The organism is Prevotella phocaeensis (genome assembly GCF_900065875.1).
In the GTDB taxonomy this organism is placed as follows: domain Bacteria; phylum Bacteroidota; class Bacteroidia; order Bacteroidales; family Bacteroidaceae; genus Prevotella; species Prevotella phocaeensis.
Genome location: NZ_LT160624.1, coordinates 19,422 through 46,421, shown reverse-complemented (window position 1 = coordinate 46,421; position 27,000 = coordinate 19,422). Strand labels below are relative to the sequence as shown.

Annotated in this window: 21 protein-coding genes; 3 read left to right on the top strand and 18 right to left on the bottom strand. The window is 40.1% G+C overall.

Annotated features, from left to right (window positions below):
* From BN3912_RS05625 to BN3912_RS05570, 11 genes are all read right to left on the bottom strand, one after another.
* Complete coding sequence (locus BN3912_RS05625; RefSeq protein WP_023983292.1) at nt 1-2,592, bottom strand: BatD family protein; 2,592 nt, start codon at nt 2,590-2,592, stop codon at nt 1-3.
* 47 nt (nt 2,593-2,639) lie between these two features.
* Nucleotides 2,640-3,335, bottom strand: a complete 696-nt coding sequence (locus BN3912_RS05620) for a tetratricopeptide repeat protein (protein ID WP_023983293.1) — start codon at nt 3,333-3,335, stop codon at nt 2,640-2,642.
* Between the two features lie 5 nt (nt 3,336-3,340).
* The gene (locus tag BN3912_RS05615) at nt 3,341-4,363 is read right to left on the bottom strand and encodes a vWA domain-containing protein (protein WP_023983294.1); all 1,023 of its coding nucleotides are present in this window, start codon (nt 4,361-4,363) and stop codon (nt 3,341-3,343) included.
* 43 nt (nt 4,364-4,406) lie between these two features.
* Nucleotides 4,407-5,405, bottom strand: a complete 999-nt coding sequence (locus BN3912_RS05610) for a vWA domain-containing protein (RefSeq protein WP_023983295.1) — start codon at nt 5,403-5,405, stop codon at nt 4,407-4,409.
* A 51-nt stretch (nt 5,406-5,456) separates the two neighbouring features.
* Nucleotides 5,457-6,548, bottom strand: coding sequence for a hypothetical protein (locus BN3912_RS05605; protein ID WP_394332701.1), 1,092 nt, complete (start codon nt 6,546-6,548; stop codon nt 5,457-5,459).
* A gap of 57 nt (nt 6,549-6,605) precedes the next feature.
* Nucleotides 6,606-7,478, bottom strand: a complete 873-nt coding sequence (locus BN3912_RS05600) for a DUF58 domain-containing protein (RefSeq protein WP_023983297.1) — start codon at nt 7,476-7,478, stop codon at nt 6,606-6,608.
* 38 nt (nt 7,479-7,516) lie between these two features.
* On the bottom strand, nt 7,517-8,512 hold the full coding sequence (locus BN3912_RS05595; RefSeq protein WP_023983298.1) for an AAA family ATPase: 996 nt from the start codon (nt 8,510-8,512) through the stop codon (nt 7,517-7,519).
* A gap of 346 nt (nt 8,513-8,858) precedes the next feature.
* Nucleotides 8,859-10,394 carry a ribonuclease Y gene (gene rny / locus BN3912_RS05590; protein ID WP_023983299.1) on the bottom strand — a complete coding sequence of 512 codons (1,536 nt, stop codon included), beginning with the start codon at nt 10,392-10,394 and terminating at the stop codon, nt 8,859-8,861.
* Between the two features lie 112 nt (nt 10,395-10,506).
* Nucleotides 10,507-10,809, bottom strand: coding sequence for a cell division protein ZapA (locus tag BN3912_RS05585; protein WP_004370285.1), 303 nt, complete (start codon nt 10,807-10,809; stop codon nt 10,507-10,509).
* 9 nt (nt 10,810-10,818) lie between these two features.
* Nucleotides 10,819-11,112 carry a hypothetical protein gene (locus BN3912_RS05580; RefSeq protein ID WP_016665154.1) on the bottom strand — a complete coding sequence of 98 codons (294 nt, stop codon included), beginning with the start codon at nt 11,110-11,112 and terminating at the stop codon, nt 10,819-10,821.
* 644 nt (nt 11,113-11,756) lie between these two features.
* Nucleotides 11,757-12,386 carry a hypothetical protein gene (locus BN3912_RS05570; protein ID WP_023983301.1) on the bottom strand — a complete coding sequence of 210 codons (630 nt, stop codon included), beginning with the start codon at nt 12,384-12,386 and terminating at the stop codon, nt 11,757-11,759.
* 201 nt (nt 12,387-12,587) lie between these two features.
* Between BN3912_RS05570 and rfbA the strand changes: the two genes are divergently transcribed.
* The 3 genes from rfbA (at nt 12,588) to BN3912_RS05555 (ending at nt 16,488) form a co-directional block, all read left to right on the top strand.
* Nucleotides 12,588-13,463 carry a glucose-1-phosphate thymidylyltransferase RfbA gene (gene rfbA / locus BN3912_RS05565; protein WP_023983302.1) on the top strand — a complete coding sequence of 292 codons (876 nt, stop codon included), beginning with the start codon at nt 12,588-12,590 and terminating at the stop codon, nt 13,461-13,463.
* Between the two features lie 15 nt (nt 13,464-13,478).
* The gene (locus BN3912_RS05560; RefSeq protein ID WP_023983303.1) at nt 13,479-15,986 is read left to right on the top strand and encodes a GumC family protein; all 2,508 of its coding nucleotides are present in this window, start codon (nt 13,479-13,481) and stop codon (nt 15,984-15,986) included.
* A gap of 73 nt (nt 15,987-16,059) precedes the next feature.
* Nucleotides 16,060-16,488: a BT0820 family HAD-type phosphatase gene (locus BN3912_RS05555; RefSeq protein WP_004370279.1), complete on the top strand. Its 429-nt coding sequence runs from the start codon at nt 16,060-16,062 to the stop codon at nt 16,486-16,488.
* Between the two features lie 576 nt (nt 16,489-17,064).
* On the opposite strand, the gene BN3912_RS05550 is transcribed toward BN3912_RS05555, so the two are convergent.
* The 7 genes from BN3912_RS05550 to ileS all read right to left on the bottom strand — a co-directional run bounded on the left by BN3912_RS05550 (nt 17,065) and on the right by ileS (nt 26,922).
* Nucleotides 17,065-18,711 (bottom strand): dipeptidase, encoded by a 1,647-nt coding sequence (locus tag BN3912_RS05550; protein ID WP_036859147.1) that lies wholly within the window; start codon nt 18,709-18,711, stop codon nt 17,065-17,067.
* 7 nt (nt 18,712-18,718) lie between these two features.
* Complete coding sequence (locus BN3912_RS05545; RefSeq protein ID WP_394332700.1) at nt 18,719-20,293, bottom strand: M23 family metallopeptidase; 1,575 nt, start codon at nt 20,291-20,293, stop codon at nt 18,719-18,721.
* Nucleotides 20,294-20,392: 99 nt separating this feature from the next.
* Entirely contained in the window at nt 20,393-21,241 is an 849-nt protein-coding gene (gene nadC, locus BN3912_RS05540; protein ID WP_023983306.1) for a carboxylating nicotinate-nucleotide diphosphorylase, read from the bottom strand.
* A gap of 6 nt (nt 21,242-21,247) precedes the next feature.
* A complete protein-coding gene (locus tag BN3912_RS05535; protein ID WP_023983307.1) occupies nt 21,248-22,189 on the bottom strand; it encodes a DUF4296 domain-containing protein in 942 nt (313 codons plus the stop codon).
* The gene (locus BN3912_RS05530) at nt 22,182-22,883 is read right to left on the bottom strand and encodes a lipoprotein signal peptidase (protein WP_394332699.1); all 702 of its coding nucleotides are present in this window, start codon (nt 22,881-22,883) and stop codon (nt 22,182-22,184) included. The genes BN3912_RS05535 and BN3912_RS05530 overlap by 8 nt, the downstream gene beginning before the upstream one ends.
* 3 nt (nt 22,884-22,886) lie before the next feature.
* A complete protein-coding gene (locus BN3912_RS05525) occupies nt 22,887-23,267 on the bottom strand; it encodes a TraR/DksA family transcriptional regulator (protein ID WP_004370273.1) in 381 nt (126 codons plus the stop codon).
* A 49-nt stretch (nt 23,268-23,316) separates the two neighbouring features.
* Nucleotides 23,317-26,922 (bottom strand): isoleucine--tRNA ligase, encoded by a 3,606-nt coding sequence (gene ileS / locus BN3912_RS05520; RefSeq protein WP_023983309.1) that lies wholly within the window; start codon nt 26,920-26,922, stop codon nt 23,317-23,319.
* Nucleotides 26,923-27,000: the final 78 nt, after the last annotated feature.

The following is a 27,000-nucleotide window of genomic DNA, read 5'->3' as shown; positions in this document are numbered from 1 at the left end:
TTAGATTTCTTCAATCTGCGAAGTCAATATCCATCCTTCCCTACCATCGGCAAGACGTATTCCACGCCACCCCTTCATACTATCATCAGTGACGTCTACACGCGTGCCTTCGTGTATCACAAACTCATCATTACCACTATGTACAGGCGTATTTTTTATACCGGCCGAGGGGACTATAACGACAGCTCCCGTTCGTTTTTCAAACTGCAATTTCTGTTGATAAGCCAATACATTGCTTAAAAGAAAAAGTAATACGAAAGCTACTCCGCCATAAAAACCAATCTTGCGCAGCACAAGACGAGGCCCGAACAAATAGAGCAACATTAAAATTAGCGCAATAATCAATGAACTGACAGCTGTTACAGCCCACTCATCGACACTCATCAAATTAACAAGCGAATGATACCAAGTAATAAAAAACATTTCACTTTCCGGCGTAATCTTATCTATCGTACGACTACGTGCGAACTGCAAATTGAAACGAATATCCTTATCTCCGGGCGATAACACATAAGCACGTTCATAAGCCAATACAGCTTGTGTGATATTATTAGTACGGAAATAGGCATTACCCAGATTATAATATAAATCTGCAGATACCCCCTGCTTTAGCAATTCTTCGTAATCTTTAATTGCTTGTTGGTAATTACCTTTACGATATTCCGTATCGGCATTTTCTTTTGTTATTGCCAATGAAGACAATGGCACGAAAATAATCAGTAACAACAACAGCACGGTACGATTCGTAAAGATACGACCTTTCGATCCATGTCCCTTCTTCATTACTCTTTCAATATCCATAATTGCAGTCATTGCCGACTCGAAAGTCTTGTTCATATTGCCGGCTGTATCTCCGGGAGCATAACGTTCAAATTCACATTCATCAAGCGCAGAAATGAACTTGCCGACCGTTTCATCGTTTACCCGATACCGATGCAAATTATCTGCAATATTCTCTCGCGACAGTTGTTCTGCCGGCATATTCAATTTATCGCTTACATATCCCCAAAGAGCATGTAGCACCTCATCGTAGAATTCGTTCTGCCTACCAGCCAACATCAGGCTATTGGCTTTCTTCAATCGTTTGGTTGCAACTTTATTAGCCTTTTTACCACGCATCTTTACAATATCTGCATTATCAAGAGCTCTTTTACGGAAAATAACAAGGAGCGTTATAAAAACCATCAATAAAAAGAGAAGACAAATCCAATAGGTATTACTTCCATAGAAAAATTCCCCATCCTTATGTAAAACGGTTGCGCCTAACTTAAGTGCGTGGATATCCTTGTCTTCTTCCGAAGAATAATCGGTTATGGCACCTCCTTTCCCATCCCCTTTCTCTACCGTTACACGAAAAGCCTGCGTTTTGATAGTCTTATAAGCATTAATAGATGTGTCATAATAAGTAAAAGCGATTGCCGGAATAGTATAATTTCCTTGGTTACGAGGAACTACAAGGAAATCATATATCATATTTCCCTCTACTCCATTCTCCGTAAGTTTAGTTTTATCGATTATTTTGGGATCATATTTATCAAAATCTTTCGGTAAGTGTAATTCGGGTTGCTTTATCAACTTCAGATTACCAATACCGCCAACAACTACACGTAACGAAACAGGATCGCCGGCTTTCACTGTATTATGATTTATCTGGGCAGTAATATTAAATTTACCGACTCCACCGGAGAAGTCCGCCGGGCGTTGTGGCAACGGATCTACTTGTATGGCAACACTCGGAGCCACAATATTACGTTTGACTTCCACATAACCGGAACCTCCGTTAAAGAACGCCTCGAAAGGATCGACAGAACGGTTTTCCTGAACCACTATACCCTTAAACGTGATGCTCGGAATTTCAAGTTTACCCGTCATTTGAGGATACATTACATACTGACTCCATGTTACACAGCGGTAATTCCTTCCGTTTACTTTCTCTATATGAAAACTCTTCTGTTGCGGGAGCTTTACTTCTTGAGTATGGAAACCATTAAGGTCGGGCATCTTACCTTCAAGTTGTGTCAACTCAACCAAAGTATAAACTTTATAAGTAAGCAAAATAGGTTCCTGCTCATGCACTCTCCTTTTATTAGCACTAACCTTAATAAAAAGATCGTTACCCGAAATGGCAGAACCGGCAGAACGCACCTGTGAGCCGTCATAGTCGTTATGCATATTCGGAGCTCCGCCATTGTTACGAGCTTTCCCCGAGACACTTATTCTGACAGCTTTCGATGCAATTGTTCTCCCTCCAACAACAGCATGAGCAGCCGGTATCGTAAAAGTACCATTTTTAGAAGCATAAAGCGTATAAGTAAAAGTTATGGACGAAGAGCTGCTTGTATGCCCATTAACCATTTGATAACTTGATTGTCGGGAGGTGTATGGCCCTGCAATAACTTCCAAGGCTGCAGGAATATTACCGGCTCTAAAATCTTCCACTTCATCAGTGCTAACCGTATATGCAAGTCGGAAATTTTCTCCGGCAGCAACTTGTGACGGAACAGAAACAGAAATAGCTTGTGCGTAGACTGTTCCTCGACCGTATACAACGGACATTATAAGAATGAATATATATCTGAAATAGTTATTCATAATGGCCTTTATTAACATATATCTACCAACACAACGATGCCTTATAATCACCAATTTTTCTGTAAACGCTTGGAACGCTGCTGTTGCATAGATTGTCTGAGCCGTTGTTGAGTGGCCTTTTCTTCCTGCATAGCTGCATTCAAAAGCTGTTCTGCATTGTCTTTACTCATTTGGTCTTTAGGTTGTTGTTGCTGTTTATCCTTGTCTTTATCTTGTTTATCTTTGTCTTTATCCTTATTTTGCTTTTGCTTATCGTTATTCTTATTATTTTTTTTATCTTTATCTTTGTTCTGATTTTGTTTCTGGTTCTTAGAGAGCTTTTTGCAAAGAGCAAGATTATAGCGAGTTTCATTATCATTAGGATTGTTCCTCAAACTTTCTTTATAAGCCTCAATAGCTTCATTGTACATCTGATGTTTTTGGCATACAACCCCAATATTGTGATAGATCATGGCCTTTCTTGCCTTTCCGCTCTCTGCTTTACCGGCATTCTGAAACTGAATGACTGCGGCCGAATCTTTCTGTTGCTGCATCAAGGCGCAACCCAAATTATACATAGCCTGTACATTATTGGGATTTTTCCCTAATGCTTTACGGTACTCTACTTCAGCTTTCGTGTAATTTTGCTGCCGATACAATCTGTTTCCACTGCGAATGGACTGTCGATCGGTCTGCGAGTAAGCATTATTACATAACACCAAAACAAGCATAACAAATATGTAGCGTAGAAAATTATTCATCATTCCAATCATTTCTTTTTAAACAACCGTACATTTTTCAACAGCGGATTTTTACTTTCAAGAATACATACTTCTGCAATCAGAAGCAACAATGCAAGAATACCGAAAGCAATAAATTGCTCATCATACGCACTGTAGATCACGCTATCGCTCTCCCCCTTTTGGAGCTTGGTCAACTCATCGTTTAACTTCTCCTGTGCATCGCTCGTATTATCTACATGGATATAAGTTCCGTTGCCGGCCTGTGCAATCTCTTTACACATCTGTTCGTTAAGTTTGGTCATTACAGTTTGGCCGGATGCATCCTGCAAATAACCGCCATTGCTCATAGGTATAGGAGCCCCATTCGTACTGCCTATGCCTAATATAAATATGTTATACCCCTTGGCCCTTGCTGCCTTAGCTGCCTCAATGGCACCGCCTTCGTGGTCTTCACCGTCGGTAATTACTATGATAGCTTTACCCACTTTATCTTGTTGGGTAAAACTCTTCGATGCCAAATTAATAGCCCCGGCAATGTCGGTTCCCTGTGTTGCTATCAAAGAGGGATCGATATTTTGCAAGAACATCTTGGCACTTACATAATCACTTGTTATCGGCAACTGTACGAAAGCATCGCCTGCAAATACTATCAAGCCTATTTTATCATTAGTAAAGTTATCTACTAAATTCTCTACAAGCAATTTGCTTTTGGCAAGACGCGAGGGAGTAACATCCTCGGCCATCATAGAATTCGAGATATCTAAAGCTATAATGGCTTCTATACCGTTACGCTTTTCATGTGATACTTTTGTCCCCATTTGCGGGCGGGCAAGCATAACAATCAATAAAGCCAAGGCGGAAAGAAGTAATGAGAACTTCACTGTAGGTCTATATTTAGATACGTCAGGAGTTAATCTCCTAATTAATTCAATATCTCCGAATGCTCTCAATTTCTTTTTCCGACGCTCCCATACGAAAAATCTGATAACAACCAATACGGGTATTATCAATAAAAGCCAAAGATATATGGAATCTTCAAATCTAAACATACTTACTTAATCATTAATTATCAACAACTTAATAAGAACGTAATCAAGGTATTCTCCTAAATACTATCGTCCTTAATAGTATCTCGAGCAACAGACATAAGATTGCTGCTATGGCAAAAGGTTGGTAACCTTCATAGCGTTTTGAGTATTTCTTAACGTCCATCTTCGTCTTTTCCAGTTTATCTATGTCATTATAGATTTGCTTAAGTTCACGATTATTAGTTGCTCTGTAAAAGTTTCCATCAGTAGTTGCAGCAATATCACTCAATGTTTTAGTATCTATTTCTACTGGGATATTGACATATTGTATGCCACCGGCAACAGGCATCGGATATCTTGCCACCTTATTCGTACCCACACCTATAGTATAGACTCTTATACCAAGACTTTTCGCTATCTGTGCCGAAGTCATCGGAGATAAATCACCCATATTGTTACTTCCATCGGTTAATAAGATAACTACCTTGCTCTTTGCCTTAGAATCTTTCAGCCGCGAAACTGCATTGGCAAGCCCCATTCCCACGGCCGTACCATCTTGTATCAATCCACGGGCAGCAATATCGGTACGAACATTTTGCAATAGATTGAGCAAAGAAGCATGGTCTGTCGTCATCGGGCATTGCGTAAACGCCTCGCCGGCAAATATTGTAAGGCCTATGTTGTCATTAGGACGCCCAGCTATAAACTCTGCGGCAACAGCCTTTGCAGCCTCTATTCGATTAGGATGCAAATCTTCTGCCAGCATCGAAGTAGAAACATCCATTGCCAGCATAATATCTATACCTTCTACAGACTTTTTATCCCACGCATTATGTGTTTGGGGACGAGCGAGTATGATGATAATAAGCGTAAAGGTGATACACCGAAGTAATATTGGCAAGTGGATCAACCGAATGCGCCAACTCTTCGGTGCAAACTGATAGGCATGCGTATCACTCAGCTGCATCGTTGGCTCGCTCTTCTTACGATACATAAAATACCATAAAATATATGGTATCAGCAACAGCAGTAGAAGGAAATATTCTTTGTTTACAAATTCCACTTTTCTTTCATTTAAACGTTTGAAGCTGCAAGAAGAAAGTCAAAAAGACTGTTACAACAACAACTCATAACAATTATATACCACGTAAATAAGCAGACCGGCAACTATAGCAGCAATTGCATACAGCAATATCTTGGTAGTCAATCTGTCGTGTCTCGACCTAATATCATCGGCACTAAGTTCCGGAACAATGCGTTCTTCTGTGGGCTGTCCTTCTATCTTAGTCTGATCGATAAAGTTTATCGCATTGACCAAATTCAAATCGTTTTCGTTGATCTGTGTAGAATATTTGGCAAACTTTACAAGGTCTGCCGTCTGAAAAAGTTCCCGAAGTTCATCGATCATCTTCCGATCACCCGCCTCTTGCAGCTTGAATATGATTTCGGAACTTGTCATCTCCATGGCATTGAACCCGAACCGCTCTTGTATATACTGCCTTAATGTATCGGTCAGAAGCGTATAATACTCCTTTTGATTTTCAGATATATTCATGCGATCAGACTTGATTTTGTCTATTTCGTTCATAGCACGTTGATGCGCAGGAATATGTTTTACGATCCTAATATGCGTGATAATCGGCTTGTTCTGCTTTAGCCTTATAAAAAGATACCCTCCTATTGCACATAATATTACTACAAGCAAAGATAACCAAAACATCGGGCTCCATTCTTTCCAAAGGAAAGGATTATTTTGTACATCTTTCGGAGGAAAAAACTGATTGGGATGCAATGTATCCACATCCATTGTAACAACCTTTAATGCTACGGTATTTCCTTCTACGTTTTTGCCATCTATTTTTACTTTAATTCCCTGTATCGCATAAAGTTTTTCATCAAACGAAGTAATGGTATACGTCTTGGAAACCTTTATCATGCCATTGTCCAACGATGTCGTATCACCGGTGGAAATATCAAGTAATTCTACTCCGGGAACGAGATAATGCAAAGGTTTCAATGCCGGGAAGATAATACGAGCACCCTTGTGAGCGGTTACGTCCACGGTTAAATGAGCCTGTTGTCCGATCATAATTCCAACTGAGTCGACTTTCTGTACAACAGATACCTGCGACATGACCGTTAATGCATGAATTGCACATACAAGCATCAATACTATATGTTTAAAATATCTCGATCTCACCAACATTTATATATTAATATCTCACTTCAAAAAAACTCAAATTACCGATTTGCTCACACCCCGTCAGTTTCCTCTTTGTGCAAAAAGAAGCATCATTGCTTTTACATAATCCTCATTTGTTGCAATACTTATCCAGTCTACATTGCTTTTGGCAAACGTCTCCTTCAGTTCATGCTCACGCTCTAACCAATAGCGGGCATGCACCTTGCGAAGTTTATTCGAACCGGTATCTATAAACATCTCGTATCCGGTCTCAGCATCCTTTACTTTCATCAAACCGATATTAGGTAAAGATTTAGCAGCCGGATCGTACACCTGAATAGCCACGACATCGTGCTTTCTATTAGCGATTTGCAATTGATTCTGGAAACTGTTCTGTGAATAAAAATCGCTTAACACAAATGCTGTACAGCGTCGTTTCATCACTCTTGTAAGACATTCTATAGCTGCACCGATATCGGTTCTCTTGCTTTGTGGATGAAAATCGAGCATTTCTCTTATAATATAAAGTATATGTTTACGCCCCTTCTTAGGAGGAATATACTTTTCTATTCTGTCGGAGAAAAATATCACGCCGATCTTATCATTATTTTGAATGGCGCTGAAAGCAATCGTCGCTGCAATTTCTGTTGCCATATCCCGCTTAAATTGCCGCCTTGTTCCGAAATCCAATGAACCGGAAACATCAATAAGGAGCATTACCGTAAGTTCGCGTTCTTCTTCGAACACTTTAACAAACGGGCGATGGAAACGAGCCGTAACGTTCCAATCGATATCACGTACATCATCGCCGAACTGATATTCCCTTACTTCAGAGAAAGCCATGCCTCTTCCTTTAAATGCCGAATGGTATTGTCCTGCGAAGATATTTTGACTCAATCCTCGAGTCTTAATCTCTATTTTGCGTACTTTCTTTAATATCTCTTGCGTTTCCAAACTCTTGCTTTTTATAAATTTGCAATGTAATTAACTTCTTATGGTACTTCCACCTTATTGATAATCTTACTTACAATATCCTCACTGGTCACATTGCTTGCTTCTGCTTCGTAACTTAATCCTATACGATGCCGCATCACATCATGCGCTACAGCCCTAATATCCTCTGGAACAACATAACCGCGATGCTTGATAAAAGCATACGCACGGGCTGCCTTGGCCAAATTAATACTTGCACGAGGAGAACCGCCGAATGTTATCATATCTTTTAGTTCGGGCAATCCGTAGCGCTCCGGATAACGACTTGCGAATACGATATCGGCGATATATTGTTCTATTTTCTCATCAATATACACTTCATTCACAATCTTACGTGCATTCAATATCTCGGCAGCCGTCGTAACAGGCTTAACCTTCGGGAGCTCTCCCTGCAGATTTTCACGGATAATCAATTTCTCCTCCTCTATCGTCGGATATCCGATAACTACTTTCAACATAAAACGATCAACCTGAGCTTCCGGCAACTGATACGTTCCCTCCTGCTCAATGGGATTCTGGGTGGCCATTACAAGAAATGGATTAGGAAGCGGGAAGGTGGTTTCACCAATCGTTACCTGATGCTCTTGCATAGCTTCGAGCAATGCACTCTGCACCTTTGCCGGGGCTCTATTGATTTCATCAGCCAACACGAAGTTGGCAAACACCGGCCCTCTTTTTACTTGAAACTTTTCGTCTTTCTGCGAATAGATCATTGTTCCCACAACATCCGCAGGAAGCAGGTCGGGGGTAAACTGTATGCGGCTGTAAACTGCGTCTATGAGTTGTGATAGAGTTTTTATTGCCAATGTCTTTGCCAAACCGGGCACTCCCTCAAGTAATATGTGCCCATCACTTAACAATGAAATGAGCAACGAATCTACCAAATGCTTCTGCCCCACTATTACACGGTCCATACCTGCCACTAAATTGGTAACGAAACCGCTTTGCTGTTCTATCCGAATATTCAATTCGCGGATATCAATCGCTTCTGCCATATTTTTTAATATTTATCTTTTTAAAAAACTAAGCGCAAAAGTACAATATAAAAAAGATAAGTGCGAATGAAGCAAACTAAATTATATTAAAAATATATCTGAAACCTTATATTTTAAGAACTTTTGACTTATATACATATCTCTGAAAACCACCGATTTCAGAGATTATAAACGTCTAAGATAGCCCATCTGTTTATAGTTCACAAACCTATATTTCATTATCAATACACATACTGCTCATTAAAGTCTTTTACGTAGACTGCCCACAAAAAACCGAACAATAAAAAAGGTGATCTTTTACGGATCACCTTTTCAGCACACTTCTATAACTATAATCTTTTATCGTTTATTTGGCATAAGCAATTGAACGAGTCTCACGAATAACCGTAATTTTAACCTGTCCCGGATAGGTCATTTCATTCTGTATCTTATCTGCTATCTCCGACGAAAGCTTCTCCGTCTCTTCATCGGTCATTTTGTCTGCCCCGACAATAACACGGAGTTCGCGCCCTGCCTGTATAGCATAAGTCTTTGTTACCCCGGGATAACTCATCGCAATAGCCTCAAGATCATTCAAACGTTTAATGTATGCCTCTACTATTTCCCTCCGTGCGCCCGGACGTGCACCCGAAATAGCATCGCAAACTTGTACGATCGGAGCAAGCAACGTATTCATCTCTATCTCGTCATGATGAGCACCGATTGCATTACAGATATCCGGTTTTTCTTTATATTTCTCTGCAATTTTGGCTCCATAAAGGGCATGTGGCAATTCACTTTCCTCATCCGGCACCTTTCCAATATCATGCAGAAGTCCTGCACGCTTGGCTTTTTTAGGATTTAGGCCCAATTCAGCCGCCATAATTGCACATAGATTTGCAGTTTCACGCGCATGTTGCAAAAGATTTTGCCCGTACGAAGAACGATATTTCATCTTACCCACAATACGAATGAGCTCCGGATGCAACCCGTGAATACCAAGGTCGATCGTTGTGCGTTTTCCTGTTTCTATTATTTCCGTATCAAGTTGTTTTTTTACTTTGGAAACCACTTCTTCTATACGAGCAGGATGTATACGCCCATCAGCCACCAATTGATGGAGTGCAAGACGGCAAACTTCACGGCGAATAGGATCAAATGCAGAGATGACAATAGCCTCCGGAGTATCATCAACAACAATCTCTACGCCCGTTGCAGCTTCCAAAGCTCGGATGTTACGCCCCTCTCTTCCGATAATACGTCCTTTGACTTCGTCATTATCAATATGAAAAACACTTACGGAATTTTCTATGGCTGTCTCTGTAGCTACACGCTGTATGGTTTGTATAACTATCTTCTTAGCCTGTTGATTAGCATTGAGCTTAGCCTCATCAATAATTTCATTGACATAACTTGCAGCATCTGTCTTTGCCTCATCTTTCAAACTTTCTATCAAACGATTCTTTGCTTCTTCGGCACTTAACCCAGATAATTCTTCAAGTTTCTCGCGTTCTTGCGACTGCATCCTTTCTAACTCACTCTGCTTTACAGACAACAATTTTTTCTCATTATCCACACGTTGCTGACTTTGCTCCACTTCTAATTTACGACGCCCAAGCTCTTCCTGCCGCTGATTTAGGCTCAATTCTCTTTGCTTTAGCTTGTTTTCGCTCTGCTGTATCTTCTGATTTCGCACTTGGACTTCTTTCTCGAGCTCTGACTTTTTATTCAGAAACTTTTCTTTTACCTCAAGGAGTTTCTTTTCTTTTATCACTTCAGCCTCTTTTTGAGCTGTAGAAATAATTTCATTATATTTTCCTTTCAGGATATACCTAAATATGAAATAGCCAGCGCAGCCGCCGACTATTACTGCAATTAACCCAGTTATTATTATTCCAACCATTCAATTATATTTTAAGTTTAAGTACTTTTCTATCAACACACGTAATCCGCACATTAACCTAAAATAACAAGAAGCGTATTTTGAATATTAATTTTAAAAGAATAAATCTCTGTTACTCTCTTAATATATCTTCAATTTCAGAAGTCAGTTTCTCAAGTGTATTACTATAAGGTACCGTATCATTACGTTCCAGTTCTTTCTCATAGCGTAATGCAATATCGATCAACGCCATATACAGCAATTCCTTATCACTTTTTTTTCCTTTAAAGAATTGCGCGTAAGTATTTACTGTATCCGTTATAAGTTTCGCGGCATCACGATAAAACTTCTCATCTTCGCGAACTACATTTACGGAGATTTCCGTATCGTATACGTGTAATCTTATATGTAACTTGCTTGAACTGCCTTCTGTCATCACATCCTGTTATTTCTCACTCAGTAGCGTGATACATTTATTTACATCTCTGATAAGCTTAGCTAATCGTTTCTTTGCTCCATTCATATCGGCATCAGAAATTTCGATCATCTTTGCCATCTTCAGGCTATTGTAATCATTTTCTGCTTGAGTTAACCGTGCTTCAAGCTGTTTTATTCTTGAATCACGTTCATCAACCATCTCGTACAAATCATTATTTTCTTTCTTCATCTTAGAATAATGGAGAATCATTTGCCTTACACGAGTGGAAAATGTAGTTAAAGTCTTCTCATTAGAATTCACAATGATTTACAATTTTGTGCAAATTTAAATTAATAAATTGATAAATGCAAATTATTTCCTGTATTTTTTGAAATCAAGAAGAATTCATGCCAAACTTCAGAAAAAAACAAACAACCCAAATAACATTATTTAACGCTTTCATGATATATTATCTTACAACGATTGTTCTTCTTTAATCAGGGTTGTATGCTACAACCTTACTAACAATCGTTAATATCATAAATCCTTTTAGAATTACGACAGAATATCTTTTCTGCACATATATCCTTTATATTGTCTGTTTTTTCTGTCATACTTTCATGACAGCTAAAAGTTATTGAATATAAAAGAATTATATCTGCATCTAAGCTGAAAGCAAGATAGAAAGAAGTCAAATAAACATAATGTATTTCCATCTTACACCTACCTTGTATGAAAGATACAAAGTAGGTGTAAAAGGTCACAAAAGATAAGCTTTGTTTTTAATTGATAGACACATGAACCTTTTCTGCATATTAGTGTCATGATATCATATCAAAATTATCATCTTTTAAATGATTATCAACATTTTACAATAATACCGGCAAATGGCAGGAAACAGTATGTTTTCTTATTTCATTATTATATCACAAATCTGCTCCATCTACATTTTTGGCTTTCGGTAATTACTTGCTTTCATTTTTAACTTTTGATTTCGGTTCTTTCTTAGCAAGCATTACCACTTGATAAACAAAGTCTGTAATCCATTTCTGTGAAAATCCTAAACGCTTATCATACTGTCTGATAGCAATAACTGTTTTCATGACACCGATATCAGAGAAGTCGTTCTTATTGAAAATATCATTGACCGTTTTCTCCGTCATCGTATAAATAGCACTCTTAAAAAAAGAAGGAATACGTAGTTTGAATTTCATCAGATTTCCCATCAGCATAACGATATCTTGAGTAAACCCTTGAAATTGTATCAAATAAGGTTGTACATCTTGTAATTTATGGCAGTTCTTACGGATGCTCTGATCGATTTCCTTAAAGAAATTATCATCAGTCTTATATAACTCCTTTAACATTTTCTTACAATGAATCTTCTCCCCTATTCCCAATTTATTATTCACCGTTGGAACACGAAGTGTTGTTTTAAACATTCTAAGGTCCGGAAGCATTGCCAAATTATTAATGCCGATATTTGAAGCCAATGAGGCTTGGAAGTACACTCTTACAAGCATCATGTAGTTTTCCATTCCTACTGTAGCCTTAGGATTTTTATCTTTTCTAAAAAGATTTGTTAAAATACTCATGTTATTTATTTAACTTATAATTATCGTTTCACAATAGAATTCAACTTATTTCTATTGTGCAAAGTTAATTGAATTATCAGGAAAATCAAAACGAAAAGTAACATTTTTCTTTAATATATAGCCTACTTATACTTTTTATTAGTATCTTTGTACGCTTATTTGTGTAAAATACGATAAGCCTTTTTAAATAAGAGCGCAAGTATGAAAGGAATAGTTTTAGCAGGAGGATCGGGCACACGCCTTTATCCTATTACCAAAGGTATCAGTAAACAATTGATACCGATTTTTGATAAGCCCATGATTTACTATCCCATCTCGGTTCTTATGCTGGCCGGAATTAGAGAAATACTTATCATTTCAACTCCTTTCGATTTGCCGGGATTTAAGCGACTATTAGGCGATGGGCATGAGATTGGCATAAAATTCCAATATGCCGAACAGCCTTCACCGGATGGTCTCGCGCAAGCTTTCATCATTGGAGAACGATTTATCGGTTCCGACAATGTATGTTTGGTCCTTGGAGATAATATATTTTACGGAGCAGGTTTCACCAATATGTTGGAAAATAGCGTTTACAATGCAGAACATAATAAAGCCTCTGTCTTCGGATATTATGTTAATGATCCGGAACGTTATGGAGTTGCCGAATTCGATCATGAAGGGAATTGCCTCAGTATAGAAGAAAAGCCGGCACTCCCTAAGAGCAATTATGCTGTTGTCGGATTGTATTTTTATCCCAATAGCGTGGTAGAGATTGCCAAACATATCAAACCGAGCAAACGTGGAGAATTGGAAATAACAACTATAAATCAAGAATATCTAAAACAGTATCAGCTAAAAGTACAAACACTTCCAAGGGGCTTCGCATGGTTAGATACCGGTACTCACGATAGCCTTTCTGAAGCAAGTACTTTTATTGAAGTCATAGAAAAGCGTCAGGGGTTAAAAGTTGCATGCCTCGAAGAGATTGCTTTTAAAAAAGGGTGGATCGGTAAAGAACAATTAAGAGAGTTAGCCCTTCCCATGAAGAAGAACAGCTATGGAAAATATCTATTAGAGTTAATTGGAACTAAATAATATACATTTATTATAATGGAAGAAAACAAGAACTTACTTTCTGCAGAGTTTTTGGAACGAGAGGAAAAATCAACATTCGATTTCCAAACCATCTACACTGCACTTATTTTAAACTGGAAATGGTTTGTAGTTTCACTAATCATCTGTTTGGGAAGTGCTGTCTTATATCTGCGATATACCACTCCGGTTTATCAAGCATTCGCAAAACTGCTTATCAAAGATGAAAACAACTCAAAAAGTAGAGGTGGAAGTAATGCCCTTCTTAATAGTGCTTATATGGGAATGATTTCCAATTCGGCCGGTATTGATAACGAAATGGAAATACTAAGTTCGCTGACACTTGCGGAACAAACTGTACGCGATCTTAAACTTTATGTCACCTATATGGGAGAAGGCAGAATAAAAGACCAGCTAATTTATGGAAGACAGGCGATTAATGTCGATATAGATCCCGCTCATCTAAACCTACTTAAATATCCTATCAACTTAACAATACAACGTACAGGCAATCAATACTATGTAACGGGAAATTATTCTGTTGAAAATTCGGAGGGAAACACACGAGAAAATTATAGTATCAACAAAACTATTTCAACATTCCCATCCACCATTAGCACACGTGCAGGAATCCTTACCTTAAGTAAAAATTCCTACAATAATTTATCCGATGGACAACATTTAATAGTAGCCATAACTCCTCCCCTTACCATAGCCCATAAGTATGTAGCAATGTTTTCTACTAAGCAGGCCCCAAAGACCACAACGATAGTCCAGCTGATGCTTAATGATGAAATACCGCAACGTGCTATAGACTATCTGAAGCAACTCGTAGTATGCTATAACCGACAGGCCAACGAAGACAAAAATGAGATTGCACGCCGTACAGAGATGTTTATAAATACGCGTCTTCAAAAGATCAATACCGAACTTGGCACTACGGAAGGACAATTGGAAAACTATCAAAAACGGAACAATTTAGTTGATTTAAAGCTAAATGCAGGTCAAGCGGTTACAAATGCAGATACATATAATCAAAAACTCGTAGAGGCTAACACGCAAATATATTTGCTCAATAGCATCAGCGAAGAAATAAACAATCCGGTAAATAAATATCAGCCACTGCCATCGAATGTTGGATTAAACGATCAAAGTGCAACCTCACTTATCAACAAATACAACGATATCGTTATGCAGCGTAACAAACTTTTACGCAGTGCTTCCGAAACGAGTCCTACGGTCATACCATATACATCGCAACTTGACGAGCTCACAGGAAGTATCCAGCGTGCCGTCAGCATAGCACGCCGCAACTTGGAAATACAGCGTAACAGTGTTGCATCGCTATATGGAAAATATCAAAGTCAGATACAGGAGACTCCCGGACAACAGAAAACAATGCAGCAAATAGGACGCCAACAGGAAGTGAAAGCAGGATTATATCTGATGTTATTACAGAAACGCGAAGAAAATTCGATTTCATTAGCTGCCACAGCCGATAAAGGAAGGCTGATAGATACTCCGCAAATGGCCGGTCAGGTGAGTCCCAAAAAATCGATGATTTTGCTCATTGCCCTACTCATTGGCCTCGCTATTCCATCATTGGTAGTGTTTCTTATTCAGTTCTTCCGTTACAAAATCGAAGGACATGATGACGTTGTCCGGCTCACCAAACTTCCGATTTTGGCCGATGTGGCTGTTGCAAGCGATACTGCGAAAACTAAGGCCGACATTGTTGTACACAAAGACCAGAATAATCAGATGGAAGAAATTTTCCGCAGTATACGTACAAACTTGCAATTCATGATGAAAGAAGGCGAAAAAGTTATACTCTTCACTTCCACGACATCGGGCGAAGGCAAAACTTTTATTGCAGCCAACCTCGCTGTAAGTTTCGCTTTACTCGAAAAGAAAGTCGTTTTAGTAGGTCTCGATATTCGTAAACCACGATTAGCCGAACTTTTTGAAATTGACGACCATCATCATGGTATCACCAATTTACTGGTAAAAGATAATCCCAACTGGACTGATATCCAAGCGCAGGTACTGCCGTCGGGCATTAACAACAATTTAGACTTACTTATGGCTGGTCCAATTCCGCCCAACCCCACCGAATTAATCTCAAGAATTTCCTTGGAAGATATCATAAATAACTTAAAACAACATTACGACTACGTGCTTATCGATACAGCGCCGGTCGGCCTTGTTACCGATACTCTGCAGATTGGGCGCATAGCAAATGCATCCGTATATCTGTGCAGAGCCGATTATACGCCAAAAGAGAGTTTCAGGCTCATCAATGATTTGGCATTCGAACAAAAGCTGCCCAACATGTGTATCGTACTGAATGGCGTAGACATGTCTAAGAAAAAGTACGGCTACTATTATGGTTACGGTAAGTACGGCAAATATGCCCGCTACGGCCATTACAGCTATGGCAACAATAAATATGGAAGCTATGGCAACTATGGCAATTACAGCAATAGCCACTATGGAGATAAGAACGACACTTCGGTCAAACTCTGATAAACTCGGCTGAAGCAACCGTAGAGCAGGTAATTCTCCTGCTCTTTAATTTAATTCATTCACGAATAGAATAATGATTATCGCAGTAGATTTCGACGGAACGATCGTAGAACATAAGTATCCAGAAATCGGAGAAGAAATTCCTTTCGCTACCGAAACGCTGAAAATGTTGATCAAAGATCATCATCGTTTAATATTATGGAGCGTACGCGAGGGCAAATTACTCGAGGATGCGGTAAACTGGTGCAAAGAGCGCGGAATAGAATTTTGGGCCGTCAATCGAGATTATCCGGAAGAAAACGGTACAGACAACAACAACCATTACAGTCGCAAACTCAAGGCCGATTGTTTTATCGACGACAGAAACGTCGGAGGCCTGCCAGACTGGGGCCAGATATATCAGATTATTTCATCCGGCAAAAGTTATCGCCGGATTATTAAAGAAGCAATGGGAACCGTGGCCGAAGCTCCGCGAAAAAAGCATTGGTGGCAAAGAAAATAATATCTACGCTAATTCTATAAAATATTATTCAGAAGAAAACAGGCAGGCTTTCGACTATGATCGAAAACTCGCCTGTATTGTAATATAACCATCCGATAATTATAACCTATTTTAAATCCAAGAAACTCGCTCGACGGCATCAAAAAACAATTTTTGGTCCAAGAAACTCGCTCGACAGCATCAAAAAACAATTTTTGGTCCAAGAAACTCGCTCGACGACATCAAAAAACATTTTTTGGCCCAAGAAACTCGCTCGACGGCATCAAAAAACAATTTTTAGCCCAAGAAACTCGCTCGACAGCATCAAAAAACAATTTTTGGCCCAAGAAAGTCACTCGACGGCATCAAAAAACGATTTTTGGCCCGAGAAACTCGCTCGACGGCACCAAAAAACGATTTTCAGCCCAAGAAAGTCGCTTGACGGCATCAAAAAACAATTTCTGGTCCAAGAAACTCGCTCGACGGCAATCCTATCATATTTTAATCTTATCCCAAACATGAATTCGAAAACGCAGAGCATTAAGAGTATCGCAAATAATCGTTGCAACACCGTTTACACTTAAGAACGTACAGAAATTATTTTTGAACCGCGGGCACTTCGAATTTATCGCCCGTACTTTCTACAAGCTTTCGGGCAAACGAACGAGGATAGCCCGGACGGATAACACGTGCTCCCAATCCCGTTTGTGTGCGCCGGAATATGCCGTGATCGTCGGGACGAACGGCCATATCATTATATTTCACGATCAAATAGGTGGCTAACTTCTTCCATCGGTCGAGCATCTGCTGCGCCTGTGCATTACTGTAGTCGTTAAGGAACTGCAAAGCCATAGATTTATTTGAACTGTACAATTTCAAGGCTTCAGCCTCTATACTTGGCTGCTGTTTAAAATAGGCAGCTTCCAAACTGTCTCGCACCTCCCTAAGCGACGGGAAGAGCTGAGCGTATCGGGGATACACCATATTGCTCACCCAATTGCATACCCAAAAAGCATTTTTATCGGAGAAGGTTACGCCGTCGGCACCCGCGGTATTGTAACATTCGGGCTGCACGGTGTTGCCACAGTAGATTGGCGTGTAGGCAATCATGTTACCGTCGTCGTTGCCAAACCATAACACGCCGCCGATCTCGCGCGGCAGCCAGCTGCGCATCTGTGCAACGTACGAGAAAGCGGTCTGCTGCGTGCTCACAGGGCGCTCATTGAAATACTTCTTTCCATCCACCTCGAACATCAGTGGCGTAGGGCGATACGGCATCTGCCAGAGTCCTCCGCCGATATCCGTACTGTCGAGCGCAAGTGGCGTGCCCTCATAATGATCACGCATGCATGCCTCTATATCCTGCACGCTCACCTTGCGGTCGGGCATTATCCATAGGGGCATATCTTCGGCATGCTCATCTTTTCCCAACGCCCACGGCAGATATTTGCTCATATCCTTGAAATGATTAAAGAAACTCCACACCCTTGCATCGCAGAAACGGCGGCCCGAAAAATCGGGCTTGGCATAGGTTTCTTTCCATGAAAAATCGGCATCTTTTCCTGCGTACCAGCCCATCTTGCGGGCATAGTTTACAACATCTTTGCTGTACATTACGTTGTTTTTATCCTTCATGTTGAACTTTCCGATACGACTTTGGTTAGCATGAGCACAAATAGCATCGTCGGGAATGCGCACAGCCACCCATACCACACTGTTCGAACCAGCACCTTTCCCCATCATTTCCATAATCCAAGCCTCATTAGGATCGCAGATTGTGAAAGTTTCGCCCTCGCTATTATAACCGTAACGCTCGGCTAAAGATGTCATCACACGTATCGCCTCGCGTGCAGTTTTGGCACGTTGCAGTCCGAGATAAATCAACGATCCATAATCTATCATACCCGTAGAATCCACCATTTCTTCGCGCCCACCATAGGTAGTCTCCCCTATCGTCAGCTGATACTCGTTGATGTTGCCGATAACATTATAGGTCTCGGCAGCCTCAGGTATTGCACCATGATACACGTTAGTGTCCCAATCGTAAATTTCGCGCATCGTACCTGCCGGATGCTTTGCCGCAGGATAGTGACAAAGCCCGATGAACATGCCATAGTCGTCGGCATTGTATGTGCAGATGACAGAACCATCGGCAGATGCCTTTTTGCCGACAATAAAATTAGTACAGGCCAACATCTTCATGGTTCCCAAAACAACCATCAAAAGTAAAAATAGCTTTTTCATCATCTCATTAATATTTTATTTGACTTGTAAATATACGTACATTTCCGCGATTATCCTGCAATATGAATTTGAACCGGTGCAGTTTACCTGTCCGACGAATTGGCGTTTCCTGCAGATTACACCTTACCCACGGACTCTTAGGCACCTCTTTAAACAAAATAAACCGCCCATCCATATAGCCTTTATAGCTTTCTATCCCACTCTGACTGTCATTAACACCAAGCGTAACAATATGCTTTTGGTTCCATGTCCCTTGATTGACGGGGGTTATCGTCGGCGGAATATCATCGTAAGCAATCTCGTAAGTAGCCCCTAATTCACGTGCTTTACCATGTACCCATCCATTCTTATAGAAACCGCCCATAAACCGATCTCGCGAAGAATGGGAAACGATGTAGAGCTTCGAGGGATCGGACACGGTTTTCTTCAATCTGATAGCAAGGCCGGCATAATGGAACAAGGGAAGTGAGGTGTGCGTAAGCGAATACTGATCTGAATATATTCCACGCCTGATGGTAGGCGATAATTCTTTATCTTCTGCCAAAAAACCAATACCAAACGACAATTGCATACCCGGCAGTTGGTAAAAGTTCGTAGTATTCCACCTCAAAGTTCTAAGCGGATGCTGCTGTATTGCTTGTTTAGTCAAAGGTGCACGTTTGGCGGAAACTGTAAAACTGTATTTCCTCTCATTACCTTTAAAATCCGTCAAAATATAAGTCAACAGATAATCCCGCTCTTGATTAAAATCGACAATTCCTCTTTCTTTATTGGTCGTAAATATCGGCAACGAAACTCCAGACTTCACATAAGAACGCATGTACCACACGTTGTATCTAAGAAAATGCTCATAGTCGCCCCAACTGTTTACCATCAAATTTAAATCAGCAGGAATACATTTCACATCACTCTTGAACGCCAATGTGCCATCAACATAAAGTTCCGTTTTCCTGACTCCGTACCGATTATAGGTCGACTCCATATAATCGTTAGCCCAAATACCAAATCCCACCTTTCCCCAAGCTGTAAACTTTCGCTCTAAATAATACGACGTAAAAGGGAAAGACCGCTTGCCGGCACCACCACAGAAACTTCCTTCTCCAGCAACAGGATAGACCATAAAACCATGTGCCATAGGAGGTAAAGCATCTTTAACTTTCTCTCCGATAAAATCCAAAGGATCCATCATATCCCAAGAATGCGTATGATGGACTTCAAGATGCAAATGTGGCGCCTGAGAAGCACCGCTATTACCGCTGACAGCAATTAACTGTCCTCTTGATACAGGTATCGCCGTGGGAGGAAAAACCAATGTCACGTTGGCAGATTGATGCGCATACTGCCGTTGCTTTACGTTTGCTTCGATCTGCGGAGCGAACTTCTTTAAATGAGCATAAACGCTTGTATATCCTTCCGGATGACGAATATAAACGGCGTTGCCATATCCTCCTACACCGACCGTAACACAAGATACGTAGCCATCCCCGATAGAAAAGATCGGTTTTCCCTCTATTCCACCGGTCTTTATATCTATACCTCCATGGAAATGATTAGGCCGTGGTTCTCCGAAATTCCCAGCCAAAGAGATTTCATAATGTACCGGAGATTGATACGCAATGACTGATAATAATAAACAAACAAGTAGGTTCAATGCAATTAAACTAAATAAGTAACAAGAATATCAGCATGCTTTAAACGACATATCCAGCCCCTTTACCGAATGCGTCAAGGCCCCTACCGAAATAAAATCTACGCCCTGTTCCGCATAATCTCTGATTGTATCATACGTAATACCTCCCGAAGATTCTACTTCATAGCGCCCTGAAATCTTGTCAACCGCTTTTTTAGTATCCGCAACAGAGAAATTATCAAGCATTATACGATGTACACCTCCACATTCGAGCACCTGTTTTAATTCTTCAAAACTGCGTACTTCGATCTCTATTTTAAGATTTAAATTCTTTTCTTTCAAGTATCTGTGGCAGCGATCAATGGCATTGACAATCCCTCCGGCAAAGTCTATATGATTATCTTTCAATAATATCATATCGAAAAGTCCTATACGATGGTTCATTCCTCCGCCGATACGCACGGCTTGCTTTTCGAGCATTCGCATTCCCGGAGTAGTTTTTCGAGTATCCAAAATATGTGTTTTCGTACCTTTCAGTTTTTCCACATAACGGTTTGTCATAGTTGCAATACCGCTCATACGCTGCATTACATTTAGCATGAGACGCTCGGTTTGCAATAAAGAACGTATCTTTCCGCTCACTTCCATTGCAATATCTCCAGCCTTCACCTTGCTTCCATCATTAATAAAAACTTGCACTTGCAGAGTTGGATCAAAACGATAGAAGATGTTCTTGGCGACTTCTACACCTGCCAAAATCCCATTTTCTTTGATCAACAAAAGCGATTTGCCTAAAGCCTCTTCGGGAATACAGCACAATGTTGTATGATCACCGTCTCCAATATCTTCGGCAAAAGCCAAATCTATCAACTTATCTTCTAACTCATTTACCGATACCATAAAAATTTATCTCCTAACATTTACCTGCTTTTTCAATGGTAGAGCATTGCCGCCATCTATTACCATTTGCGGTGTTTCTAACTCACGCGCAGCAGACGATTGTTGCATATTCGCAGAATCCGATTTATGTATGCTATCCGTATCTACTTTTATAGTCTTGTCATTAGGCTCATGAATTCTTATCAAACGAATATTATAGACAATCATCATACGCAACGTTGTAGATGATCGTAACTGGCTATTCGCACCATCATTTAACAAAAAGAAGCCTTTTATTTCCTTTATCCCTAAATGATTGTCATCACCAACTTGTACAGAATAATGATTGGACGAAGACATATGAATAATCTGATTGGCAACACTATCATTCGAAAAGACAATAGCCAACGCAGCAACTCCATCTCTCATTCCCTCTTGAAATATAAATTGTGTATCAAAATTCAATACCAATCTATCTCCTTTATGATATGCCGTATCGGCTTTTATGGAATAAGACTTCAAATTGAACGAGTTGTATTGAGATAATATTGCTGTTTTAGCTTCACTCCAAACATCTGCAGTATCACCTTTAGAACTTATCATGCCATATTTATTTATATCATTAGCTGTCGCTCCTAACGAAACAGCTTCGGCACCGATACGTTCTGCCAGATGTTCATAGATTTTATGCAATTCTTCCGTATGTCGAGCATAATATACCATTGAAGAGTCAAAATCAGCATTACTTACATTATATTTCTTAAGTATTGCTGTCTTATACATTATCAGCGAACGGTAATCTCCATTCTGATTACTCATACCATCGGCAAGATGATAGTCATATAGAATATCTTCCATATCGTCCGGCTGTATATACTTACTTGGCACAGACGGTTTACAGGAAAATTGTAATAATACCAGTACGAAAAGAAAGAAATACGTCTGATACCGTCTTTCCCTATTATACATTCTCTTTCTTTTCCTTTTCAGCATCGATATCTTTTGCATTCTTTTCCCACTTCGTTCCATGAAAAAGAACGACGGTAAAACTTTCCAAGTCCTTACGACAAAACAAAAGAAGCAGTACTACACCTACACTGATAGACGCATCTGCAAAATTGAATACAGGTGAAAAGAATATAAATTCGTCGCCTCCCCAGACAGGAACCCAATCGGGCCATGTCGTTATAATTAATGGAAAGTAGAACATATCGACAACCTTCCCCATTAGAAAGGGAGCATACCCTGTCCCAAACGGCACAAACTGTGAAATTGTATATGGCGTAGACTCTGTAAATATCAACCCGTAAAACATAGAGTCGAAGAGATTACCTATAGCTCCGGCCAATACCATGGAGAGCATTACGACGTAACAAGTCCTATGTTTTAAATGAACAAGTTTATAAATATAGTATCCTATAAAGCCGCTTGCCATAATACGGAATACACTTAGCACGACCTTATTTAAAAAAGTCATTCCGTATGCCATGCCATTATTTTCGATGAAGTTTATTTGGAACCAATCCGTAATAAAAATAGATTCCCTTAACGACATATTGGTCTTGACCATGATTTTTACAATCTGATCGATAACAAGGATACCTACAACTATAATAATAGCAAGCCACCCGTCATGACACTTCGTGCCTCTTTGCATCTCCATTGCTCAATGTTTACGAGCATTCTTTGATGCCACGCTCAACGTTGCATGAGGAACAATCCTCAAACGTTCTTTAGGTATCAATTCTCCTGTAATACGATCAATCCCATACGTTTTATTCTCAATTCTTACAAGTGCAGCCTCCAACCCTTGAATGAATTTCTGTTGTCTACCGGCCATCTGTACTAATTCTTCCTTAGTTTGGGTAGAACTTCCTTCTTCCAGAGCTTTGTATGTCGGCGATGTATCATCAACATCATTGCCGTCCGCATTCATAATCTGTCTCATCATTGCATCATAATCTCGACGAGCCAACTTAATTTTTTCATTTATAATAGCGCGGAATTCTTCTAACTCCTCATCGCTATACCGTGTTTTCTCTGCCATATTTTGATTGCTTAAAGACTATTTAACCGAAATCGAATAGTCATAATTATTATATTTTTTGTATCTTAATATTCAGTTTAAAGTCTTCGAAGTCGGTTTCTACACCATCATTAGAAGCTATTTCGACAACATCGGCCAATACTTGCGTTTTTATATATTCACCGAAATGCCGAATTGCAGCATTACTGAATTCATTGGAAGAAACCTGCACATTAATTCTATCGGTAATTTCCAATCCTGACTCTTTACGAAGATTTTGTATTCGGTTTATCAATTCGCGAGCCATACCTTCCTGCTTCAGTTCATCTGTCAGTTCGACCTCTAAAGCAACAGTAAGATTTCCTTCATTTGCAACAAGCCATCCGGGAATATCTTCACTGATTATTTCTACATCAGATGCCTCTATAGTAATATCTTCACCTGCGATTTTCAAACCGATAGAGCCGTTTGCTTCGAGCGTAGAAATCTGGTCTTGCGATAATTCATTGATCTTTGCAGCAACATCTTTCATTAATTTACCGAACTTCTTCCCCATTACTCTGAAGTTACATTTCACTTTCTTGACGAGGATATTCTGCCCTTCAATAAAGTTTAGCGACTTTACATTGACTTCATGAATAATTAAATCCTTTACTGCTTCGATATGGAGCTTTTGACTTTCATCTACAGCAGGTATCATTATCTGCTGTAATGGTTGGCGCACCTTAATATTAACCTTGCGTCTTAATGCCAAAGTCATCGAGGTTATTTTCTGTGCCATCTCCATGCGTGTCTCAAGTTCCTTATCAATAAACCTCTTATTTGCAACCGGATAAACATCAAGATGCACGCTCTCCAACTTTCCTCCCAAGTCATGATACAACTGATCCGCATAGAATGGCGCAAAAGGAGCTAGCAGTTTAGCTACCGTCATCAAACACTCATACAAAGTTTGATATGCAGAAAGTTTATCTTCGCTCATCTCCTTCCCCCAAAAGCGTTTGCGATTAAGGCGCACAAACCAATTGGAGAGATCATCATTAACAAACGAATCTATCAGCCGGCCGGCACGTGTAGGATCGTATTCTATTAACTCCGTATCAACATTCTCTATCAATGAATGCAATTCAGAGAGTATCCAACGATCAATCTCCGGACGTTTATCAAAAGCTATCGGTTGTACTTTCGGATCGAAACCATCCACATTTGCATACAATGCAAAGAATGAGTATGTGTTATATAATGTACCGAAGAACTTACGACGCACTTCATCTACGCCTTCCGGATCGAACTTTAAATTATCCCACGGCTCCGAATTCGTCATCATGTAGAAACGAACAGGATCGGCACCATACTTGCTCATCATCTCAAAAGGATCTATTACATTCCCCAGATGCTTACTCATTTTGTTGCCTTTTGCATCAAGTACGAGTCCCGTAGAGATTACATTCTTGAAAGCGACGCTATCGAATACCATCGTAGCTATGGCATGTAAGGTAAAGAACCATCCTCTTGTCTGGTCTACTCCTTCATTGATAAAGTCCGCAGGATAGTATTTCGGCGGAATTGCAGTTTTATCGTAATTGCTTTCAATCATAGCCTTACGATCACTCTCTGTACCATAAGCCATTTCGCCCTCGAACGGATAATGCAATTGGGCATAAGGCATAGAACCGGAATCAAACCATACATCGATCAAATCTGTTTCGCGATACATCGGCTTACCCGTACTGCTTAACAGCACTATATCGTCCATGTAAGGACGATGGAGGTCTATCCTATCATAATTATCCTGTGCATATTCTCCCGGAACAAATCCTTTTACTTTCAACGGGTTTACCTTCATCAAACCTGCTTCTACACTCCTATCAATCTCATGATAAAGTTCTGCGACCGATCCGATACAAATTTCCTCGCCGTCTTCATCCCTCCATACAGGAAGCGGAGTACCCCAAAAGCGCGAACGACTTAGGTTCCAGTCGTTCAAGTTCTCAAGCCAATTCCCAAATCTGCCGCTACCTGTCGATGCTGGTTGCCAATTAATGGTCTTATTCAGCTCCACCATACGCTCTTTACAAGCAGAGTCTTTGATAAACCAACTATCGAGAGGATAATATAATATCGGCTTATCCGTACGCCAACAATGGGGGTAATTATGCACATGCTTCTCTATCTTGAAAGCTGTTCCTGCCATTTTCATCTCCATACAGATAACAACATTCAAGTCTTCCGCACTTTCCGATGCCTTTACATCCCACACTCCGTCAGGATTGAACTTCGGATCGTAAGCATTTTTTACATAATCTCCGGCATGAATACCGTATTCCTTAAGATCGACACACTTATCTACAAAGTTCTTATCCAATTCTTCTACAACGTAATATTTACCTTGCAAATCGACCATAGGGCGCGTTTCGCCTTTCTTATTAATCAAAAATATCGGAGGAACATTGTAGGTATTGGCAACTCTCGCATCATCCGCACCAAAGGTATTCGCAATGTGTACGATACCGGTCCCGTCCTCTGTAGTCACATAATCTCCGGGAATAACACGGAAAGCCTCCGACTCCATTTCTACAAATCGGTTCTTCCCGCTCTCGTCTTCAAACACCTTATCTGGATGAGCAGTAGCATATTGCTTCACAAAATCAGAAGCATTCGCATCGAGTTTCTGGCATGGTTTTACCCAAGGCATAAGCTGCCGATACTTTAAACCCACCAATTCCTTGCCTTTATACTTACCTATAACCTTATAAGGAATAACCTTATCGCCCTTTTTATAGTCTTCCAGCTTCATTTCTCTGCCTTCCGGTTTCAAATAGGCATCCATACGAGCTTCGGCCATGATAATGGTTATCGGCTCTGCATTATAAGGATTATATGTCTGAACAGCCACATAATCGATATTGGGCCCCACACAAATAGATGTATTCGAAGGCAAAGTCCACGGCGTTGTCGTCCATGCAATAAAATAAGGTGTCCCCCATTTCACCCATTCTTCCTTAGGGTTCAAAGCCTCGAACAATGCTGTAACCGTAGTATCTTTTACGTCACGATAGCATCCGGGCTGGTTCAATTCGTGAGAACTCAACCCTGTACCGGCAGCAGGAGAATAAGGTTGGATCGTATAACCTTTGTATAGCAGCCCTTTATTATACAACTGCTTCAGAAGCCACCAAAGTGTTTCGATATACTTATTATCATACGTAATGTAAGGATGATCCAAGTCTACGAAATATCCCATTTCCTCTGTAAGCTCGCGCCATTCTTTCGTGAATTTCATCACGTTCTCGCGACACTTACGGTTATAATCCTCAACAGAGATATATTTCTCGGATTTCTTATTATCAATGTCCTTCTTGGTAATGCCTAACTCCTTTTCAACGCCGAGCTCTACGGGTAATCCATGCGTATCCCATCCTGCCTTCCGATGAACCTGAAAGCCTTTCATGGTCTTATACCTATTGAACGTATCTTTAATACTTCGCGCAAGTACATGGTGAATACCCGGATGACCGTTAGCCGAAGGTGGCCCTTCAAAGAATACGAATTGCGGACAACCCTCACGTTCCTCAATCGATTTGTGAAAGATATCATTTTTCTTCCACTCAGCCAATACTTCTTTATTCGTCTTTGTTAAATCGAGACCACTATGTTCGGCAAATCTCTTAGCCATCTTTATACCTTCGTTTTATTATATAATAATATTTTGGTGGGCAAAGATAGTAAAAAATAATTTCATGTACAAATTATA

Bases quoted from the DNA above. Each gene is read 5' to 3' on its own strand.
- BN3912_RS05625 (WP_023983292.1), bottom strand. From the start codon at position 2,592: ATGAATAACTATTTCAGATATATATTCATTCTTATAATGTCCGTTGTA.
- BN3912_RS05620 (WP_023983293.1), bottom strand. From the start codon at position 3,335: ATGATGAATAATTTTCTACGCTACATATTTGTTATGCTTGTTTTGGTG.
- BN3912_RS05615 (WP_023983294.1), bottom strand. From the start codon at position 4,363: ATGTTTAGATTTGAAGATTCCATATATCTTTGGCTTTTATTGATAATA.
- BN3912_RS05605 (WP_394332701.1), bottom strand. From the start codon at position 6,548: ATGTTGGTGAGATCGAGATATTTTAAACATATAGTATTGATGCTTGTA.
- BN3912_RS05595 (WP_023983298.1), bottom strand. From the start codon at position 8,512: ATGGCAGAAGCGATTGATATCCGCGAATTGAATATTCGGATAGAACAG.
- rny (WP_023983299.1), bottom strand. From the start codon at position 10,394: ATGGTTGGAATAATAATAACTGGGTTAATTGCAGTAATAGTCGGCGGC.
- BN3912_RS05585 (WP_004370285.1), bottom strand. From the start codon at position 10,809: ATGACAGAAGGCAGTTCAAGCAAGTTACATATAAGATTACACGTATAC.
- BN3912_RS05570 (WP_023983301.1), bottom strand. From the start codon at position 12,386: ATGAGTATTTTAACAAATCTTTTTAGAAAAGATAAAAATCCTAAGGCT.
- rfbA (WP_023983302.1), top strand. From the start codon at position 12,588: ATGAAAGGAATAGTTTTAGCAGGAGGATCGGGCACACGCCTTTATCCT.
- BN3912_RS05560 (WP_023983303.1), top strand. From the start codon at position 13,479: ATGGAAGAAAACAAGAACTTACTTTCTGCAGAGTTTTTGGAACGAGAG.
- BN3912_RS05555 (WP_004370279.1), top strand. From the start codon at position 16,060: ATGATTATCGCAGTAGATTTCGACGGAACGATCGTAGAACATAAGTAT.
- BN3912_RS05550 (WP_036859147.1), bottom strand. From the start codon at position 18,711: ATGAAAAAGCTATTTTTACTTTTGATGGTTGTTTTGGGAACCATGAAG.
- nadC (WP_023983306.1), bottom strand. From the start codon at position 21,241: ATGGTATCGGTAAATGAGTTAGAAGATAAGTTGATAGATTTGGCTTTT.
- BN3912_RS05535 (WP_023983307.1), bottom strand. From the start codon at position 22,189: ATGTATAATAGGGAAAGACGGTATCAGACGTATTTCTTTCTTTTCGTA.
- BN3912_RS05530 (WP_394332699.1), bottom strand. From the start codon at position 22,883: ATGGAGATGCAAAGAGGCACGAAGTGTCATGACGGGTGGCTTGCTATT.
- BN3912_RS05525 (WP_004370273.1), bottom strand. From the start codon at position 23,267: ATGGCAGAGAAAACACGGTATAGCGATGAGGAGTTAGAAGAATTCCGC.
- ileS (WP_023983309.1), bottom strand. From the start codon at position 26,922: ATGGCTAAGAGATTTGCCGAACATAGTGGTCTCGATTTAACAAAGACG.